Source organism: Candidatus Acidiferrales bacterium (assembly GCA_035934015.1).
Lineage (GTDB): Bacteria > Acidobacteriota > Terriglobia > Acidiferrales > UBA7541 > DAHUXN01.
This window is the reverse complement of record DASYYH010000021.1, coordinates 22,552-40,048: the sequence shown is the minus strand read 5'-3', so window position 1 is coordinate 40,048 and position 17,497 is coordinate 22,552. Positions and strand designations below refer to the sequence as shown.

Sequence of the window (17,497 nt, the reverse complement as noted above, 5' to 3'; positions counted from 1 at the left end):
GCTATGCTTGAATGCCGCTATTTTGGCCGGTTGCGCCGTGAGCCGCAAGACGGTTACGATTCCCACCACAACAAAACCGGCGCTGACAGCGACGAGGGCCGAATTAATTGCGCGGTATAACCAGATTGCATCTGGCGTGCAGACGCTCAACGCGGCAGTGCGCATGTCGCCGACGGCAGGATCGGCGCTGAGCGGAGTCATCGAGCAATATCACGATGTAAATGGGTATATCCTGGCGGCGCGGCCAGCGTCCATACGAATGATCGGGCAGGCGCCGATTGTGGCCAAAGACATTTTTGATATGGTGTGCGACGGGCAAACATTCCGAATTTACATTCCGTCGAAGAATAAGTTTATCGTGGGGCCAGCGAACCTCCGAGAGAGGGCGCAGAAATCCATTGAGAACCTTCGGCCACAACATCTGTTCGACGCACTGATGTGGACCGAGATCGCAGCGGACGCGCCAGTGCTGATGGAAGAGGAAAATGAGCCGCCGGAGCAATATTACGTGCTGATCGTGGCAGCGCAGGGCCCGCAGGGATGGAATCTGGACCGCAAGATATGGTTCGAACGCAGCGATTTGCAGGTGGCACGCATACAGATTTTTGGCAGCAAGGGCGAGGTTCTATCGGATATTAAAACGAGCGATTGGCAGCCCCAAGGAAACATCATGTATCCTCGTGAAATTGTGCTGAACCGGCCAGCTGATGAATATCAGCTCGCCATCGCGATTACGAGTTTGACGTTGAATCAACCGGTCTCCGCAGACCGCTTCCAGCTGGCTCAGCCAGCGGGCACTGAACTCGTGCAGCTTGGCGAAGGAAAACAGCCGTGATTAAGCACATGATCCTGCGGAACATTCTGTACCGGCCGGTGCGGACGCTGATCACGATTATCGCCGTAGGCGTGGAAGTAACGCTCGTGCTGACGGTGGTGGGGCTGACGTCAGGGATGCTCTCCGATACGGCGAAGCGTATTGAAGGGATCGGAGCGGATATCATGGTGCAGCCTCCTTCCGCTTCGGTTTTCATGGCTTTCAGTGGAGCGCCCATGCCGATTGAAATCGGGCAGAGGCTCGGCCAAATCAAGAACGTGCAATCGGTTGCGCCCGTTCTGCTGCAATTCAATTCCACGAATGGGCTGGACATCATTTACGGGATCGATCCTGTGACGTTTAGCGAGGTTTCGGGCGGATTTGTCTTTCATGAGGGACACGGTCTGCAAGCTCACGATGACATCCTGGTTGACGACTGGTACGCGAAGGGACGAAAAGTGAAAGTTGGTGATACGCTCCACGTACTCGGACACGATTTTCATGTGGCCGGAATCGTGGAGCATGGAAAGGGCGCGAGGCTGTTTGTGCTCATGTCCACGCTGCAAGATCTTTCCGGGGCGCGCGACAAGGCTTCCGTATTTTTCATCAAGTGCGACAGCCCGGACCAAACCGAGAAAGTCATCGGCCTAATTAATGTGCTTTTGCCGCACTATGAAGTGCGCCCACTAAGGGACTACATGTCGCTAATGACGTCGTCCCATCTGCCGGGACTGAAAACCTTTATTGACTCAATGATCTGGCTCGCGGTGGCTATCGGATTTCTGGTGATCCTGCTTTCGATGTACACGACGATTATTGAGCGCACGCGCGAGATTGGCATATTGAAGTCGCTTGGAGCGTCGCGAAGTTACGTGGTGCGCGTGATCCTCAGCGAAACCACGGCTTTGTGTCTGGCGGGGATTGTGCTGGGATTTGGGATGAGTTATGGCGTTCGCATGCTGTTTCTCACGATTTTTCCCACTCTGACCATCCTGATCACGCCCAGCTGGCTGCTCAAAGCCGCTGGGTTGGCGATCGCCGGCGGATGGCTGGGCGCGACATATCCGGCCTGGCTGGCAAGCCGGAAGGATCCCATCGAGGCGCTGGCGTATGAGTGACCCCGAGATTCTCTTCTACGGCACACTAGCCATTGGCGAATTGACCGAATAGAATCATTGTATCGGGGGAAATGGGAGTTCCTTCCGGTGGGAGCGAGTTGGAACCGATACTCAAGACCGAGAACCTTTGGAAGATATTCCGCGCCGGAAGCCTCGACGTGGCGGCTCTGCGTGGAATTGATCTGGAGATATTTGCGGGGGAATTTGTTTCCGTCATGGGCCCTTCCGGGTGCGGCAAGTCCACGTTGCTTCACGTAATCGGTGGGCTGGCGCGGGCGAGCCGCGGGCGCGTCTTGCTCGATGGTAACGATCTGACGAGTCTGGGAGACGCGGGGCGGACGCTCCTGCGGCGGCACAAAGTAGGATTTGTGTTCCAGCGATTCAATCTCCTGCCCACGCTGGACGCGCGCGGAAATATCGCGCTGGCGCAGCACATTCATGGTGACGGTTTCGACCCGCACCGGTTCGACGTGGTTACACAAATGCTGGGATTGAGAGAAAGGCTGGAGCACCGGCCCTCGCAGTTGTCGGGCGGCGAGCAACAGCGAGTTGCAATTGCGCGTGCGATCATCCACGAGCCCAAAATCGTCCTCGCCGATGAACCAACCGGCAATCTGGACACCAAGAATTCGGAGAATGTCCTCGGGTTGCTCCGCCAGCTGAACAAGAATCTGGGGCAGACGATCGTGATGATTACGCACAATCCGGAAGCGGCGGCTTATGGAACGAGAGTGCTGCACATGCGCGATGGTCTGGTTGTCGACGGCGCGGCGGCGAACTGAGATGCGCAAACTCTGGCATGGCTTTGCCAATACGATTCTGTGGTCGTATGAGCGCGGGAGTTGGCCCTACGATGTCATGGTCGTCGCGATTGTGATGTTTGTTCTGCTTACGCCGCGAAGCTGGTTCCACGACAGGCAGCCGAGCAGCAGCCAAAGCAATAGTGGAATCACGCTGATCATGCGCGACCCAACCATGCACATCGAAACCTATCGGGTGGACGGCAGCCTTCTTCCGCATTCCGATCCTGTCAAAGCCGCAGACCCTCAGTTCGAGGAACGAGCACACGAGATTCTAAGTCAATCAGTGGACGAACTTAAGAACCAGTCGTTTCAAATTCGCAGAATCCAGACCGTGCGAGACAATGACGGGGCAGTTCTCTTCTACGATGTGGATGTAAGTCATTAGTTCCTACCTTCCATAGCAAATGTGTCCTTGTGGCAACATCTGTTCACTCAGCTTTTCCGGCACTTTCCGCCGCTGTGTTATCATCCATGTTTCTCAGAGAAGAGGTTTTTAGTCCGAACGTGTTTCGAAAATACATTTTGCTTTCGACAATCCTAACGATGGCGTTCGCGCTCCCCGTGCTTGCCGAACGCGCTCAAGAACGGAACCCGCTGACATTGAATGCCGTCTTGCGCGAACTGGACGATCAAGCCAAGGGTTTTCAGAGCCTTACGGCCGATATTGCGCGGACGAAGGTGACTGTGGTCGTGAATGTGAAATCTACCGAAACAGGTGTCCTTTACGTCCACGGCGAAAAAATGCGCCTGGAAATGAAGACTCCGGACCCACGCACCATCCTCCGAACGGGCGACACGATTTACATTTACACGCCGGGACTAAAACGAGTCGAAGAATACAATTTGGGCAAGCACCGCCAGCTTGTGGATGAATTTCTTCTCCTGGGTTTTGGAACCTCGGGGCATGATCTGGAAAAAGGCTTCCTGGTGACGCTTCTCGGTGAGCCAACGCTGGACCATCAGAAAACTGCGCTGCTGGAGCTCACACCCAAGTCAGCACAGGCCAGAAATCAAATTTCGAAAATCCATTTATGGCTCGATGAATCTTCGTGGCTGCCTGTCCAGCAAAAATTCTTCGAAACGGGGTCGGACGACTACTTCATTATTCAGTATTCGAGCGAAGTCCGAAATCCGAATATCCCCGATTCGAGATTCCGGCCCCACTGGCCCAAAGACACGCAGAAAATCCGGCCCGAGGGATAGCACAAGGGCGTGCTACTGGTTTTTCTGAACTAGTTCTCTTTCTTGCGTAATCAAAGCGTTCTTCCGATTCAAGCCCCAGCGATATCCAGCCAAGTTGCCGTCTTCCCGAACAACACGGTGGCATGGAACGACGACGGAGACAGGATTGGTGGCGCAAGCGCGGGCCACGGCCCGAATGGCGCGAGGCTTGCCAATCGCGCGAGCGACCTCGCGGTAAGAGCGCGTGGCGCCATACGGAATGCGGCACAATTCCTGCCAGACGCGGCGCTGGAAGGCGGTAGCCTGAACGTCGAGGGGGAGATCGATGTGCGGCTCGCGCCCGCGAAGGTGCTCGACAATCTCGCGAACCCAGGGACCGAGTCTCTTCGCATCACGGCGAATTTCAGCACGCGGATATTCCTCTGCAAGAGCCTTTTCGAGCGGCGCATCGGAGTCGCCCAGATAAACGGCGCTGACGCCGCGCGACGTGGCCGCGACGAGCACGCGGCCAAGCGTACAAGGAACAATCGTGTAACTGATGTTCATGCCCGCGCCGCCGCGGCGGTAGATGGCGGGCGTCATACCCATTTGCGCAGGAGCGCGTTCGTAAAGGCGGCTGCTTGAGCCATAACCTGCGTCATACATTGCCGTAGTCACTTTTTCCCCCTTGCGAAGTTTGGATTTCAGTTGCGCCATACGTCGCGCGTCGGTGAATTGTTTTGGCGTTATGCCCAGGATGCGCCGGAACAGGTGCTCCATCTTGTGCGATTTGAGGCCGAACGAACGGCCTAACTCAGACAGCGTTAGACGAGCCTCGGAATCAACGGTCAGAGTTTCATCGATTTTGGCGCAAATCTGGTGAACGAGACGAGCCGCTTCGCTTCGTGACGGCTCCATCTGCGGCCAACAGCGGCGGCAGGGGCGATAACCAGCGAGTTCCGCTTCGCGTGGCCCCTGAAAAAAAATCACGCGATCCCTGCGCGGACGTTTGGACGGACACGATGGCCGGCAATAGATTCTCGTCGTGCGCACGGCATAGACAAATCGGCCATCAGCAGCGGTGCAACGATGCTGCACATCGCGCCAGTAGTTGGCTATCCTCGTCGCCACAATTGGCTTCGCCGTCATTTTCTTCGTTCGCATTCAATCCAACTGCGCGTCCCCTTATTAATTTTCGGGTTTGCTCCGCTAAGCATCAAATTAGTCCATCCATTCGATGATATCTATCCGATTTTCGCATCCAAACCCGGCTAACCAAAGGCGGACGCTGAGGGTGATGGAGCTTCCTGAAACCTTGTTGAATCAAAAGACACATTTTTCTTGACACCGTTGACGTTGAGTAGGGGCGCGAGGCATATTGCCTTACTCGGCAAATTGGTGGTTGCCGGACACTTGGGGGGCATTCACATGGGGGCAAGCTCAAATCTCAAGCCACGACTGTCTGTCGACCCGTTCGCTTTTCCTGCTGAAAGATTACGTCCAAATCTCGAAACTCTGCCGCCGCGGCGATTTTTGCGCGTCCCAACTCACGCTGTCAGCATCGTTCCGGATCGCCGGCGAAGCCCCCGCGCATATTTGAGTCTGCCATTGCAATTGACGAAGATTGGCGAACGCGCCGAAGCGACTCCCGTTACGCTGGTGACCAAAAACATCAGCTCGTCCGGCATTTATTTCCTGGCTCCGCGCATTATCGAACCAGGAACCGGCATCGAACTTGAGGTTTCGCTCATCGAGCGGCCTCTTGGGAGAGGAAGTGTCCGGCTGAAGACTGCGGCGCACGTGGTGCGCATCGAGGTATGCGAGGTTCCGGGTTGGAACGGTTACGCAGCTTCTTTCGATGACATCGATTTTCGGCGCGACGACGACATTCCGCACAACAGCGCGTCTTAGCTGAGGATTCGCATCGACTCCTTGGTGTTCTTCCGTTGGAGAAACCTGCGCAGAGCGACAGACCTTCCGCTCAGAAACAATGCTGCGAATTCACTTTAGTTGGAGGGCTTTGAAGAAGGCGCCGCAGTAGGCGTTGCTGCTGGGCCGTTCGGCTTGAAATTCTCGGACCGGACAATGAGGCGGATAGGCACATCTCCATTGGGCGTTTTCACATGGCCGTCGGAACGAATATACGTCGGAAACCACAGGTGACCTTGCAGATTCTGGCTATATACCTCAAACATTGAAAAAGGAAATGTGGAATAGGCGTTGCCGGTAATCGTGAGAAACTGACCATCGCTCTTCACAATGGCGAAATCCTGATCGTCAACCCAAATGACGCCGTCGAATAGCGGTTTATTACCCAACTCCTTGGCCTTTACGCGAAAGATGAAGGTATTGATCTGGTCGAGTTTTTCCTGGCCCTCGTAGGTCAGATTGTAAAGCGGCAGGTTTTCTGAAGTCAGAAAAAATAAAGGCAGAGCGTCTATTGTCTTTACGTCTTCGAGTGAAAATTCCGTGTAGTGCAAAGTAGAGGTAGGCGGCTTCGTAACAGTCTCATAGCGCTCCCCGGAGGGTTTCGTGTATTCCTGTCCCGCGAAGTCGAATTCTCCGCCGCCGTTCACGAGCTCTTCAAGCTTAACGCTTTGATCAAAGCTCTGCGCATTGTAAGCGGCATTGATGAAATCCTCGTTTTTAACGAGTCGCTGAATAATCTGGTCAGCAGACATCGGCGGTGCACCAGGATTAGGCTTGGCTGGAATGGACTTCACTTTGAATGTGGGCGGCGGAGTAATGGGGCCGACGGTTTGCGCACGGGCAGACATCGCCGTAGCAAAGATAAGAAAAAATAAAGGCGCTTTTAGAGAAGGCGAGAATGTCACTTTTAGATATACCCTTCTTTTCTCCCGTATTTTACCGTGAATTAGATGCAAGAACGCACTTTTACGATGACTGCAAGTTTACTCACTCCCGGCTGCGGGTCGTGGCCCTTCCATTGCTTGCAGGCAAGAGAGAGGTGAGTCATAATCGCCAGATTCTTCGCTTGTTTCGTGGAGAGAGGGCAGGCGATACATGATCTGTCCCCAATGCCGGACAGAAAATGCCGATGAATCATACTCCTGCTTGAAGTGCGGTTCCTCGTTGGATCTGCAAACTCCCGGGGGATTCGACCGTCCGATGGATGCGGATCAGACGCTCGATTCCACGACGCCGATCTCGCGAAATTCGACGGACAATTTATCCTCTCAAGAGACCTCGCGTACCCCGGTTTCTTCACGCTCTGGGTCCGGATCCGCCTCGCGTACGGGCGCGCGTTCGTCCGTAACCGTCTATGGAGTTCTGGAACCTGGCGATGAACTTGGAGCGCGATATCAGATTGAGGCATTGCTTGGACAAGGTGGCATGGGTCGCGTCTATAAGGCGCATGACAAGGAACTCGACCGGTCCATCGCTCTGAAAGTTTTGCAACCTCAGCTTACGACCGACGCGAACGCCATGCAGCGATTCAAGCAGGAATTACTGCTTGCCAGTCGCATCTCGCACAAAAACATTCTGCGCATTCATGATTTGGGGGAAGCCGATGGCGTGAAGTTTATCTCCATGGCCTTCGTCGACGGAGAGGATTTACATCATTTGCTCCGTGAGCAAGGAAAACTGCCCGTAGCACGCGCGGTTGATATCACGCAGCAACTGTGCGAAGCACTCGACGCGGCGCATTCGGAAGGCGTGGTTCACCGCGATCTGAAGCCGCAGAACGTCCTGATGGGCAAGGATGATCACGTTTACATTTCGGACTTTGGCTTGGCGAAATCCCTCGAGTCCAGCTCTGCCGGAATGACGCGCACCGGACAATATCTTGGAACGCCCAAATACATGGCCCCAGAGCAAGTGGAAGCGAAGCCGGTGGACAACCGAGCGGATTTGTATGCGCTCGGATTGATCTTCTTTGAGATGGTCACCGGCACGGAGCCATTCAAGGGCGATTCGACGCTACAGATTATGTACCGGCGGGTGAAGGAAAAACCGCCGAGCCCAAAAGAGTTTTCTCCGAATCTTCCTGACAATATCTCGCGAATCATTCTTCGCTGCTTGGAGCGAGATCCGTCTCGACGGTACCAAAATGCGAAGGAAATTTTGGCCGATCTGGGGGCAGGCAAGGCGACTTCCGCAGGGCGCAGCCTGCGACTTCCATTACCAGAACTAGGCCGCCGGTGGTGGTATGTGGCAGGTGTGGCGATAGTAGTCATAGGCGGGCTACTCGCTATTCCTTCTGTTCGGCGAGCGATATTTCGCACTCAGACTGAATCTTCTGGCATTGCGACTCCTGCCGGTGTTCCGCCTCTGTCTGATGGGCGTTTCGTCGCGGTGCTGCCTCTGCAAACTCTGGGAGAGCAGTCACAGCTGAACTATCTTGCGCAAGGCATCGAGGAAGCGCTCTCGGCCAAACTTTTTCAGTTGAAGGGGATTCATGTTTCCTCAACAGATGCCACCGGAAAGGCAAACCAGAAGCAAAGTTTGCCAAAGATTGCTCGAGCGCTTGGCGCAAATTTGCTCGTGCAGGGGATGCTGCAGGGCTCTGGCGATAAGATTCGAATCATCCTGAACCTGGAGGACGTGGCCGACGGGAAGCGCCTTTGGAGCCAGGAATTTAACGGCGTTACGGGAGACCTTTTTACTCTGGAAGATCAAATGTACAACCAGCTGGTCTCGGCGCTGAACGTGAATCCGACGAATGAGGATTTGGCTCGTGCAGCGGTTCGGCCAACGGACAATGTCGCTGCTTATGACCTCTACTTGCGCGGCCGCAATGCTTTGCGAAATTCGCAAGACCCCAAGAGCATTCAGCAAGGGCTCGATTATTTTGATCAAGCGCTGAAACAGGACGCGAAATTCGCTCTCGCCTATACCGGAATTGCGGATGCCAGCCTGCGGATGTACCACATCAAGAAAGACAGTTTCTGGGCGGAGAAAGCGCTCGCGGCAGCGCAGCAAGCGGACCAGCTCAATGACAATTTGACAGAAGTCCACATGGCGCTGGGGAATGTATATAGCACGACGGGAAAGTATGTGGAGGCCATCGCAGAACTGAAACGCGCATTGGCTTTGGCGCCGAACTCAGAGGATGCTTACCGTTCGCTTGGCGATGCATATATGCGCAGCGGCGACAGTGCCAAAGCGATCGAGGCTTACCAGAAAACCATCCAGCTCGACCCGTACTACTGGTTCAATCAAAATATTCTTGGAAATGCTTACTTTCGTCTGAGCGATTATCAGAAAGCGCTGGGCGCCTACCAGAAAGTCACGCAGATGGATCCGGACAATGCCACGGGATATGACATGAGCGGAATGGTGTACGCGCAGGAAGGCAAATATGCCCAGTCGATTCCTAATTTCCAGAAGGCCATCCAGCTAAGCCCCGATTGGACGGCCTATACGAATTTGGGAACCGCATACTTTCTCCTCAAGCAGTACGGGCCAGCCGCCGACAACTTTGCCAAGGCTGTGCAATATGATCCCAACAATGAGATCAATATGGGAAATCTTGCAGACGCGTACCGTCTCTCAGGGCAACAGGATAAAGCGCGCGCATCCTATCTACAGGCGATTTCGCTGGCTTATAAACAGTTGCAGACCAACCCCCAAGATGCGGACGTAATGGATCATATTGCGCAATACTACGCTAAGACAGGCAACGCGCAACAAGCGGACAATTTCATCCGGCGCGCTCGTGCAATTCAACCGAGCAACGTCTCACACATTTACGACCAGGCGCAAATTGACGCGATTCTGGGACGGACAGACGCGGCGTTGAAGCTATTGAAAGACGCTCTGGGAAAACATTATCCGGCAGATTTTGCAGCAGCAGATCCGGACATGGCTGGCGCGCGGAAAAGCCCGGAGTTCGACAAGCTGATAAAGCAATACTCCAACGGAAAGCCCTGACTGGTAGTTAATCCCGGAATTTTTTGCGCAGAGTCCACAGCGGTAGCAACCCGCTGGCCAGCAGAACCAGGCTCGCTGGCTCAGGCGTCGGCACGGTTGTCACGGTCACCGTTGTGCCTGCTCCAGCCCAATCAAACGAGGCATTGTTTCCCCCCGGGGGGTTCGTAAACTGGAGGTCGAAAGTATTTCCGGGAAGGATTCCGCCACAGAGATCATCCGCGTCGTGGTCGCCATCCGGTGTGCATGGACCTGTGACTCCGACGTTAGAGAGGAGAACGTGGAACTCGTTATCTCCGGATATAGTGGACGTTACTTGCGTCACGTTGCAGCTATTGAAAAACGCATCTATAGAACAAGTGAAGAGGCTTGGGCTGACATTCAAACCCGTAAACAAGTCGAAGTTCAAACTCGTGAGAGTCACGTTAGTGCCGTTCTCAAACAGCAAATTCGCGGTACTTCCGGGCGGAATGCTTGGCATCGTGAATGAAAATGTGGTGGAGGTGATCAGAGTGCACGAGGTTGGCAGGCACGAAGGGTCCTTGATCCCGAAATTGACGTCTGCGGGATTGGCTGACGCGATGCCAGCAAGAAACAAAACCGCAGCACCCACCATCCAGAAACGCGAAATCCTCATGTTCTCTCCTTTGCAAACTGCGTTCGGGCAAACCACAGGTATGGGGATATTAAGCAAACCACTAGCCAAAGAACGTGCGGATTGCAGGTCCCTAACATCCTATAATGCAATGGGTTAGGGCACACCAAGTGCTCGGATTTCGAATCCCCGGCGCACGACCGCAAACGTTTTCTTCTTTTCTGCAATCGACACAGCATTCTGCGGCGTGGTGGATTCCGATGGCTCTGGTAAACTCCAAAAGGATTCGAGGAAAAAGCGAGTTACAGGTGACGCCAACCAAACGGGCAAAGCTCTATTATGCTTCTGGTGTTGTCCAAGGGGTTGGTTTTCGCTATTTCGCTCAAGCCGTGTCACTCCGAATTGGGGTGACCGGATACGTAAGGAACCTGCACGACGGACGCGTTGAAGTATACGCCGTCGGTACGGAGGCTCAGCACTCAGCGCTCCGAAAGGAATTGAAGCGCGGCCCGCGTGCGGCGTCGGTGAACGAAGTGGCGGAAGAGGAAGCGAGAATCGAGGAAAAATACACGCACGAATTTTCAATTGAGCACGACTCGTGGTGAAAGGGGAACGCTGGAATGGACGACCTCAAGAAACTGATTCGCGAAGTGCCCGATTATCCGAAGCCGGGAATTCTCTTCTATGATCTGACGACTCTCTTGCAGGACAAGAAGGGATTCCACGAACTGATCGAGAGGCTTTGCGGCCAGTTTTTGGGTAAGCACATCGACGTCGTTGCGGGAATCGAAGCACGCGGATTCATATTCGCGCCGGCACTTGCCTATCGGCTCGGCGCCGGATTTGTGCCGGTGCGGAAGCCGAATAAGCTTCCATGGAAGACCGCACAGGTGAGTTATCAGCTCGAATACGGCACAGACAAGCTGGAAATTCATCAGGATGCTGTGAAGCGCGGCCAACGTGTGCTCGTCTGTGACGACTTGCTGGCAACCGGCGGCACGGCTGCCGCCGCCATCCAATTGGTGCGCCAATTGGGAGGTGAAATCGCAGGCGCGGCTTTTGCTGTGGAGCTGAATTTTCTCAAAGGCCGCGAAAAACTGAACGGAACCGAAGTTTTTTCGCTGATCCGGTACGACGAATGAAATTACCGTGCCGACTGTTTGCGCTGGCGGACGGCTTCAAAAAGAACAACGCCGGCGGCTACCGAGACGTTGAGAGAACGAACCGGCCCTGTCGTTGGAATTGAAACGAGGAAGTCGCAATTTCTGCGAATCAGTTCGTGCAGACCCGCGCCTTCGCTGCCCATGATGATGGCAATCCGGCCCCTATAGTCCACATCGGTGTAAAGCTTCGGCGCGTGCTCGTCGAGACCAATCAGCCAAAAACCAGATTCTTTGAGCTGCTCCATCGCGCGAGCAAGATTTTTCACGCGTGCGACGGGCAAATGGGCAAGCGCTCCCGCGGAGACCCGCTCCACGGTTTCCGTCAGTCCAGCAGCACGACGTTCCGGAATCACAACGCCAGTTGCCCCGGCGGCCAAAGCAGTTCGAACAATTGCGCCGAGATTATGAGGGTCTTCGATGCCGTCGAGCAGAACGAGCAACTGCTCGGGCACGGTTTCTTGTCCTCCCGTTTTTCCGCTGACGGAAAGGAGATTCTCGATATCGATTGCAGGACGTGACGCAGCGATGGCCACAACGCCCTGGTGGCGCTCGCCACCGGCCGCGCGGTCGAGTTGGGCGCGATCCTCGAAGCGCACAGGGACGCTTTTTGCCTTTGCAAGATCGATTATTTTTTGTATTCGGCCCCCGTGCTGGCCGCGCGCGATCAAAATACGGTCGAGCGGTCGAGAACCGGCGAGCGCTTCTTCGACAGCATGAATTCCAGCCAAAAAATTCATCTCATCGCCACGTTCGTGAACCGATGTGCAGGTGCGAACCGCCGTGTCATCTTAATCGCTAGAGCAGTGCGGCGCAAAATTCGATCATGCGTGCTCGCGTAGTTTTGACCGATGCTGCAAAACCCAGATTTGCGGCCCCATCGAGAAGCAGGATGACCCGGTCAAGTTCGCCTTCGCCGACGCGCCCGGCAAGCGCGAGCCGGACGGGATGGAACAGCTCTCGCCCGCGAAAATGCAGCGACGCTTTCAGCGATTCGACGATCCGCTGATATCGCTCAGAATCGATTCTGGCATCTTCGAGGGGAGTCGCGGACAGGACGCGATTTGCCAGCTCACGGATCACTTCACGAGCGCCCTCGCGCGCCATCACCGTTTGATTGTTCACGTCTTCGAGCAGTGTTCGCGCATGGTAAGAGAAAACGAGCGACAAGAGGTCCCGCAAGCCGGAACGTGCATCACCCAGAGCAACGGAGCGGGCAGCAACATGTGGCCCCAAGAAGGCAGCCGCGACGTGCATCCACGCTTTCATCTCCGGCGTGATTTCGGAGGCCAGCCAGCCGTCTTCGCGCAGGATTGCTTCGACGTCCGCAGCCGAACAGGGATTCGCTCGTGCGAGAGACGATTCTGACAAGGGATTCATGTTCATTCGCAGAGATTGTACAGCACGGTTAAAGGAAAACGTGCGGGAGCAGATCAGCGTTCAATCGTAGCAATGGCATGCGCGACGATCGCTTCGCCGCGGCCAACTTCACCGAGTCCTTCGTTCGTTTTTGCCTTCAAATTGATCTGTTCCGGCGGCATGCCGAGTGCCTTTCCCAGTGTTTCCCGCATCACTGGGAAATGAGGGCCGAGCTTCGGCCGCTCCAGGACGACTACAGCATCGATGTGGCGGACTTTCCAGTTCTTTCTTTCGAGGTACTGGCGAACTTGGCGGAGAAAAACCAGGCTCGAAACGCCACGCCACTTCGGATCGGAATCCGGAAAATGCGTGCCGATGTCGCCCATCGAGGCAGCGCCAAGCAACGCATCGCAAATCGCGTGAGCGAGGACGTCACCATCCGAATGTCCGAGCGTGCCTTTTTCGAATGGAATCTCAACGCCTCCAATCATCAACTTGCGCTTTTCAACGAGTCGGTGAAGGTCGTACCCGATACCCGAAGAGGATGCATGTTTCCCCTCGCCAGCCGTACGGCCCAGACTGCGCGCGGATTTGCCCGGCGCTTCCATCTCGAGTCCGGCTTTCTGCAGAGCTTTGCGCAGCTTCGCATCCGTCGCAAGAACACAGGCCAGGAGGTGCACGGGCATGACCTGCTCGGAGCCGGACTTCTTTGCAATTTCAGCGGCGGAGACAAGAGCGCGTTTGGCTTTCGTGTCCAGGGGAAGGTCACCCGTAATCTGGCTGGCTTTGCGCAGATTTTCGGGCGAAAGGTACGCCAGCTTGATCGGCGATTTAGCCCAATTCACGCCGCGAAAAATGGCCGGGCTTTCTTTGCGAATTCCTGAGAGGAAATGCAGCGTGGTGATGTTCTTCGATTTTTCCGTCAATGCGGCGAGTCGCGCCATGAAGATGCAGCGCTGCGCTTCGGCGTTGAATTTTTCGAACATATTACTTCGCGCGGTGCTCCTGTTCGAGATAGAAGCGCGCTAACTCCATGTCCGCCGGGCGCGTAATTTTGATATTTCGCTCGGAACCCTGAACGACGTACACGTCACGTCCAAGGCGCTCCACAAGAGCCGCTTCATCCGACGCTGTGTACCCATCCTGCTCGGCGCGCGCGAAGGCCTCTTTCAGAAGGGCCACGTGAAAACCTTGCGGCGTCTGTGCGAGGACAATTTTTTCGCGTGGAATAGTCGCGGAGATCAGCGCCACATCTTCCGGCAGCGTCGACCGGCGAACCTCTTTAACCGTGTCAATCGCCGGAACGCCGAGTATGGCCGCGCCTCTCGCTCGAGCTTCGGCAATGACGCGCTCGATTTGCTCCCGTGTGACGAACGGTCGCACGGCGTCATGCACCAATACAATTTCCGTGTCGGTAGAAACTCGCCCCAGGGCATTACCGACCGATTGCTGTCGCGTCTCTCCGCCTTTCACGACATGCACGGCGCGGCCGAAATTTTCTTTTGCGAGGCGCTGCTGTACGGCTTCGACTTCTTCAGGACGTGTGGCGATTAAAAATTCCGTAATCGCCTTGCATTCCGCGAGCCGACGAAGAGTAAAAAGAAGCAGTGGAACGCCGTCGAGCTCAAGGAATTGCTTGGGGACATCGGTGCCCATGCGGGTGCCCAGTCCGGCAGCGGGAAGTATGGCGGCAATGCGGCTCATAAAGGGTGTCGTAGTCTATCGCATTCGAGGCGGCAGATAAATAAGGCCCAAAGCAGGGCACCCATCCTTCCTGCAACGGTGATCAGTTGTGACCTGTCTCCGGTGCAAGCGAACGAGGCGGACGCTCTCCCGGCGGGGCAGACTCAGGCGCACGGCTTTCCGAAGGCGGCGTGCGGAGCATGGAAGGTTCCGCCGCTGGGGCAGCGGTGCGGCCTTGAGATTGCTCTCCGCGTTCATCGTAGCGGCCAAAGATCATTTTCCCCGCAGTGGTCTGGTGCACCGACGTCACGGAAATGTCGACCGTCTTATTGATCATCTTGCGCGCGCCGTCGACGACGACCATGGTCCCGTCATCGAGGTACGCAACGCCCTGATTGTACTCCTTGCCTTCGCGCAGAATGAAAACGCGCATAATTTCGCCCGGGAGAACCACGGGTTTCAGCGCATTGGCCAGCTGATTGACATTGAGAATCTCGATACCCTGCAGCGTGGCCACCTTGTTCAGATTGAAATCATTGGTGATGATTTTGGCGTCGTAACGCTTGGCCAGCTCGATCAGCTTCAAATCGACTTCGGCGATATTCGCAAAATCATCTTCGGCGATCTGCACATCCAGATGGGGCATTTTCTGGACGCGCTGGAGAACTTCCAGCCCGCGCCGGCCGCGCTGGCGCCGCAGCGGATCGGCGGAATCCGCGACCATTTGTAGTTCGTGCAAGACAAATTGCGGAATAATGATCGTGCCATCGATGAAGTGCGCTTCGGCGATATCCGCCACACGCCCGTCAATGATCACACTGGTATCCAGAATCTTGTAGACGTGCCGCGTACCGCGCTCAGTGCCAAAGAGTCCGCCGAGCGCCTGCAGATTCAGCATGTCGCCCTTATTGGCGCCGACGATCAATCCGATATACGCCATCACCAGAAAAACCGCGAGGCTGATGAAAGAGCGCGTGCTCTCCGGCATGGTGGTGTGCGCTAGAACAAGCGTCGTAAGATAAGCGCCCAAAATCCCGAGGATTGAACCGATCACGGCTCCAATCAGCCGCCGGAGGCTCGCGCGCCGGAGGCGCAGTTCAAAGAAAATCACGCCGACCGCGAACGCCAGCCCCACGAGTGAGCCAAACAAATGCGAAAGGCTAAAAGGCCCAAAGTGATATCCAGCGGCGACGCAAACGACGGTAAAAATCAGCCGAATGGCGAGCATGTCCCAAAAACTCCCGACTCGGCCCACTTCGGCTCTGGAGAGCAAAACGGATTTCGGAGCAGAGTTTTCAGGATTCGCAGACGGCGAGGAAAGCTTGGAAATATTAGAAGTGCGGTTCATTCTGGGCCCCTTATATGAGAAATATGAAACTATGAATTCGCCAACTTCACCTGACTGCCATACGGTCCGGCTGGATGATTTGCTTCAAAATCACACCGGAATGAATTGGATAAAAGTGTGAACCCTGCTGGAAGTATACCACCGTGAGAGGGAGATTGGTTCAATGAACATAGAAGCGCGGTACGCGGCGGCCAATGGCGCAAAGCAAGTCGGAGGTAACCGTGCCGATCTGGCGAGCGACCTGATCCACGTGAATGGAAACATCGCCATCTTGCCCGTAGATCGTCGCAACGTCGCCAACGGCTGCACTCGGAACGTCCGTAACGTCCACCATGGAGAGATCCATCGAAATCGTGCCCACTAAGGGAGCCATGTTTCCGCGGACGATCACGCAGCCGCGATTGGTGCGTTGCCGTACAATTCCATCTGCGTAGCCGGCAGCGATCACCGCGATCCGCGAAGGCCGCTCCGTGACGAAGCGCGCGCCATATCCGACGCCTTGGCCGGTCGCGACGTCGCGTAATGAAATAATACGCGCGCGAAAACTAAGGCACGGGTGGAGCGACATCGCATTGCGTACCGCCGCCGCTCGCTCCGGTGGCTCGAATCCCTGGTGATAGCCGTAGAGCACAGCGCCTGGCCGCACCACGTCCGCGTATGTTTCCGGCCGCGCACAAATCGCTCCGCTATTCGCCATGTGAATGATTCCCGGAGAGACCCCCGCTGCTCGCAACCGGGCCAGCGAATCAGCAAAGATTTTTTCCTGCTGTTCATTCTGATCCGATTGGAAATTCTCCGAGGAAGCGAAATGCGTGAACGTCCCGCCCAGTTCAATATGAGAACAATCGCCGAGTTCGTGAACGAAGGCATCAATTTCTGCAGGCGAAATCCCCAGGCGGTTCATACCCGTGTCGATTTTGAGATGAACTGCAAACCTCTTTCTCGAATTCTTGCCGCGCCATCTCGCAACGGCGCGGTCGAGAGAACGAAGCTGGCCCAGCCGCGAGATTGTGGGCGTCAGGTTGTATTTCAGCAGGCGCTTCTCTTCGCCAGGCCAAAACCCGGTGAGCAGCAAAATCGGCCGGCGAATTCCAGCATCGCGCAATTCGATTCCTTCGGCCGAGCAGGTCACGCCAAAAGCATCAACTCCCATGCGTGACAGCGCTTTGCTGACTTCGACGGCGCCGAGGCCGTAGGCATTGGCTTTTACGACGGCAAGCACTTTGCGTTTCTTGCCGATTGCCTGGCGAATGATGCGCAGGTTGTGGGCAAGTGCCGAAATCGAAATTTCGGCCCAAACCGGGCGCCCTTCGAACTGGATTCCTTTCGTCATTCTGAGCGTGTGCCTGAAGGCGAATTACCAGCTTACTCCGCGCGACCTCTCGCGGCATCCGGAATCCGGCGTCTGCAATGCCGTTTAGTAAACAGCGCGAAATAGTGTGCAAATTGGTAGCCGGGTGCATACGAATGTGACGACGATTGAAATCCCTTGTTTTGACGACGCTACACGGTAGCCGCCATCCTGCAAGATAGCGCCACGCAGCCTCTCCATGTGCTGCGAGAC

Annotated in this window: 18 protein-coding genes; 9 read left to right on the top strand and 9 right to left on the bottom strand. The window is 55.5% G+C overall.

Annotated elements, in window-relative coordinates; translation table 11 throughout:
• Positions 1-7 precede the first annotated feature (7 nt).
• The 5 genes from VGR81_10670 (at position 8) to VGR81_10650 (ending at position 3,938) form a co-directional block, all read left to right on the top strand.
• Positions 8-835, top strand: a complete 828-nt coding sequence (locus VGR81_10670) for a hypothetical protein (GenBank protein ID HEV2289404.1) — start codon at positions 8-10, stop codon at positions 833-835.
• Positions 832-1,932 (top strand): FtsX-like permease family protein, encoded by a 1,101-nt coding sequence (locus tag VGR81_10665; protein HEV2289403.1) that lies wholly within the window; start codon positions 832-834, stop codon positions 1,930-1,932. The genes VGR81_10670 and VGR81_10665 overlap by 4 nt, the downstream gene beginning before the upstream one ends.
• Positions 1,933-2,030: 98 nt before the next feature.
• Positions 2,031-2,714, top strand: coding sequence for an ABC transporter ATP-binding protein (locus tag VGR81_10660; GenBank protein ID HEV2289402.1), 684 nt, complete (start codon positions 2,031-2,033; stop codon positions 2,712-2,714).
• Position 2,715: 1 nt separating this feature from the next.
• Positions 2,716-3,120, top strand: a complete 405-nt coding sequence (locus VGR81_10655) for a hypothetical protein (GenBank protein ID HEV2289401.1) — start codon at positions 2,716-2,718, stop codon at positions 3,118-3,120.
• A 119-nt stretch (positions 3,121-3,239) separates the two neighbouring features.
• Positions 3,240-3,938 (top strand): outer membrane lipoprotein-sorting protein, encoded by a 699-nt coding sequence (locus tag VGR81_10650; protein HEV2289400.1) that lies wholly within the window; start codon positions 3,240-3,242, stop codon positions 3,936-3,938.
• A gap of 12 nt (positions 3,939-3,950) precedes the next feature.
• Here VGR81_10650 and ada read toward each other — a convergent pair whose 3' ends face one another.
• Complete coding sequence (ada, locus tag VGR81_10645; protein HEV2289399.1) at positions 3,951-5,060, bottom strand: bifunctional DNA-binding transcriptional regulator/O6-methylguanine-DNA methyltransferase Ada; 1,110 nt, start codon at positions 5,058-5,060, stop codon at positions 3,951-3,953.
• A 264-nt stretch (positions 5,061-5,324) separates the two neighbouring features.
• On the opposite strand from ada, the gene VGR81_10640 reads away from it, so the two are divergent.
• Positions 5,325-5,807 carry a PilZ domain-containing protein gene (locus tag VGR81_10640; GenBank protein ID HEV2289398.1) on the top strand — a complete coding sequence of 161 codons (483 nt, stop codon included), beginning with the start codon at positions 5,325-5,327 and terminating at the stop codon, positions 5,805-5,807.
• Between the two features lie 95 nt (positions 5,808-5,902).
• Here VGR81_10640 and VGR81_10635 read toward each other — a convergent pair whose 3' ends face one another.
• Positions 5,903-6,781, bottom strand: a complete 879-nt coding sequence (locus VGR81_10635) for a hypothetical protein (protein ID HEV2289397.1) — start codon at positions 6,779-6,781, stop codon at positions 5,903-5,905.
• A gap of 208 nt (positions 6,782-6,989) precedes the next feature.
• Between VGR81_10635 and VGR81_10630 the strand changes: the two genes are divergently transcribed.
• Entirely contained in the window at positions 6,990-9,791 is a 2,802-nt protein-coding gene (locus VGR81_10630) for a protein kinase (protein HEV2289396.1), read from the top strand.
• A 7-nt stretch (positions 9,792-9,798) separates the two neighbouring features.
• Here the strand turns inward: VGR81_10630 and VGR81_10625 are convergent, their stop codons facing one another.
• The gene (locus tag VGR81_10625; protein HEV2289395.1) at positions 9,799-10,425 is read right to left on the bottom strand and encodes a PEP-CTERM sorting domain-containing protein; all 627 of its coding nucleotides are present in this window, start codon (positions 10,423-10,425) and stop codon (positions 9,799-9,801) included.
• A 104-nt stretch (positions 10,426-10,529) separates the two neighbouring features.
• On the opposite strand from VGR81_10625, the gene VGR81_10620 reads away from it, so the two are divergent.
• Together VGR81_10620 and VGR81_10615 are read left to right on the top strand one after the other, a co-directional pair.
• The gene (locus tag VGR81_10620; GenBank protein ID HEV2289394.1) at positions 10,530-10,988 is read left to right on the top strand and encodes an acylphosphatase; all 459 of its coding nucleotides are present in this window, start codon (positions 10,530-10,532) and stop codon (positions 10,986-10,988) included.
• Positions 10,989-11,003: 15 nt separating this feature from the next.
• Complete coding sequence (locus tag VGR81_10615) at positions 11,004-11,525, top strand: adenine phosphoribosyltransferase (protein HEV2289393.1); 522 nt, start codon at positions 11,004-11,006, stop codon at positions 11,523-11,525.
• 2 nt (positions 11,526-11,527) lie between these two features.
• Here VGR81_10615 and rlmB read toward each other — a convergent pair whose 3' ends face one another.
• From rlmB to alr, 6 genes are all read right to left on the bottom strand, one after another.
• On the bottom strand, positions 11,528-12,283 hold the full coding sequence (rlmB, locus tag VGR81_10610; GenBank protein HEV2289392.1) for a 23S rRNA (guanosine(2251)-2'-O)-methyltransferase RlmB: 756 nt from the start codon (positions 12,281-12,283) through the stop codon (positions 11,528-11,530).
• 58 nt (positions 12,284-12,341) lie between these two features.
• Entirely contained in the window at positions 12,342-12,923 is a 582-nt protein-coding gene (locus VGR81_10605; protein ID HEV2289391.1) for a hypothetical protein, read from the bottom strand.
• Positions 12,924-12,976: 53 nt separating this feature from the next.
• Positions 12,977-13,888: a 2-C-methyl-D-erythritol 2,4-cyclodiphosphate synthase gene (ispF, locus tag VGR81_10600; protein HEV2289390.1), complete on the bottom strand. Its 912-nt coding sequence runs from the start codon at positions 13,886-13,888 to the stop codon at positions 12,977-12,979.
• A 1-nt stretch (position 13,889) separates the two neighbouring features.
• Positions 13,890-14,606, bottom strand: coding sequence for a 2-C-methyl-D-erythritol 4-phosphate cytidylyltransferase (ispD, locus tag VGR81_10595; protein HEV2289389.1), 717 nt, complete (start codon positions 14,604-14,606; stop codon positions 13,890-13,892).
• Positions 14,607-14,688: 82 nt separating this feature from the next.
• Positions 14,689-15,933: a PIN domain-containing protein gene (locus VGR81_10590; GenBank protein HEV2289388.1), complete on the bottom strand. Its 1,245-nt coding sequence runs from the start codon at positions 15,931-15,933 to the stop codon at positions 14,689-14,691.
• A 160-nt stretch (positions 15,934-16,093) separates the two neighbouring features.
• Positions 16,094-17,266 carry an alanine racemase gene (alr, locus tag VGR81_10585; protein ID HEV2289387.1) on the bottom strand — a complete coding sequence of 391 codons (1,173 nt, stop codon included), beginning with the start codon at positions 17,264-17,266 and terminating at the stop codon, positions 16,094-16,096.
• Between the last annotated feature and the right edge of the window lie 231 nt (positions 17,267-17,497).